Raw genomic sequence first — 1,807 nt, forward strand, 5'->3', positions numbered from 1 at the left:
AGACCAGCTGCGCCGCGTGTCCGACCACCTCAAGCCGCAGCTCGCTCAGGAGCGGGCACGGCTCGTTGCTGCCCAGCCCAACCCCGAGCTCGCCGACTTCGCCGGTGCGGGCATCGAGGACACGTGGAACAGGGCCGATATCGAGACCCGCAAACGCATCATCCGACTCCTCTCCATGCGCATCACCATCCAGCCCATCGGCTGCGGCAACGGACGGACCTTCGACCCCGAATCTGTCACCATCGACTGGGCGCCCGCAGTTGAGTAGCAGCCGCTCACACCCCCGGATAGGACTAGCGTCGCAGCGCCCAATCCCGGGGCAGTTCAGGCGGCACGGAATGTTGTTCGCCCGGGTGCGGGATCTCACGCCCGCATCGGCGCGACTGGGTTCGATCGAGGGACCAACGCCCCTAGCCAGTTCATCCACCGCAGCTCGAGCATTGCAGTCGCAGGAAGGACTTGCGGAAATACTCTGGAGCAGTCATGTCCACCATCACCGCTACAAGCGCAAGGGCGAAGGCCCCGTTGCAGATTTGCCCCTTTTGCGGTCAATCACTCGACAAGGGTGCGGCGGCGCGCCTCGCGACCGCCTTGAAGGAAGCGAAGCATGAGCGCGATGCCGAAGTACAGCACCTCGTTGACCAGGGGGTCATAGACGCCAAGGCCACCTTGCTTGCGGAACGAGACCGCCGGCTGGCCCTAATGCGTCAGGAACACAAGGAAGCGTTAAGCCGGCTTCAGGAGCAGGCACGCACGGAAGAACACGAGCGCGATGTGGCCCAAGCGCGTGCCAAAGCGATCGAAGAGGAGCTGCGCCAGGAGAGGCAGAACCGGAACGCTGCCGTACTGGAAGAAGTGACCAAAGCCGAGGAAGTGATGCGTCGCCAGCTCAAGGAAGAGTACGAGGATCAGGCCGCCAAGCAGGAGGCCTCGCGGGACCAGCTCCGGAGGATCATCGACCGGCTCAAGGCAGAGAAGGACCAACTACGGCAGGAGCTCGAAGAGGTACGGCCTCAAGTCAGAGGGGACATGGACGAGGACAAACTCGTGAGCGTCCTGTCTAGAGCATTCGAGGGCGACGACATCCAACGCAACGCAGCACGCCGCGGTGCGGACGTTCTCCACACCGTCAATTATGGTGTCGGAGGCGGTCAGAAGCAGGCGGGCCTGATCGTCTACGAGTGCAAGGACACCAAGAACTGGCTGAACGATTTCATCACACAAGCACGGACCTCACGGGACCTGCACCATGCGCAGTACGCAGTCCTTGTCACTCACGCCTTTCCGAGCAAGGAAAGCCGCCCGCTGTTCGTGCGCGACAACGTCATCGTCGTGGAACCCGATCGAGATCGCGTCGTGGCGGTGGCCTCGCTATTGCGAAGTCTCGCGATCGAGATTGCGAGAGCCCAGTCGCGGACGACGGATCGGTCAGCCGCTACTCAGTTGTTCGATTACGTCAAGAGTGCGGACTTCCACCACGCCGTTCAGTTCGTGTATGACGCACGCAAGCGGTTGGAGAGCCTTCTCCAGAAGGAACAGCGGAGCCACCAGAAGGATTGGGCGGCCCGAGAGAAGCTCTACCGGGACTTCGCCGAACGTGTACTGCAGGTCGAGTCGCATATAGGCGCTATCATCCAGGGCGACTCAACCGCAAGCACCTAGTCATCCTGTTCCTTCACCGGTCACCTCGACGCCGCATCCGCGGTAGATCCGATAGTCGCTAAAGGTGCTGCATTACGGGCTCTTCACAATCGAGGGTGTAGTCGCTGTCTGAATCCGGCTCTTCGGATCTGAGCGTGGGTGAGGG

Annotated in this window: 2 protein-coding genes; both read left to right on the forward strand. The window is 61.9% G+C overall.

Features of this window, described 5'->3' with window-relative positions:
* Positions 1-268: hypothetical protein (locus N865_RS21180; protein ID WP_034810264.1), on the forward strand; the 268-nt coding region annotated here is incomplete at its 5' end.
* A gap of 215 nt (positions 269-483) precedes the next feature.
* The gene (locus N865_RS21185; RefSeq protein ID WP_034810265.1) at positions 484-1,662 is read left to right on the forward strand and encodes a DUF2130 domain-containing protein; all 1,179 of its coding nucleotides are present in this window, start codon (positions 484-486) and stop codon (positions 1,660-1,662) included.
* Positions 1,663-1,807: the final 145 nt, after the last annotated feature.

Origin of the sequence: Intrasporangium oryzae NRRL B-24470 (genome assembly GCF_000576595.1) — a bacterium.
GTDB lineage: Bacteria > Actinomycetota > Actinomycetes > Actinomycetales > Dermatophilaceae > Intrasporangium_C > Intrasporangium_C oryzae.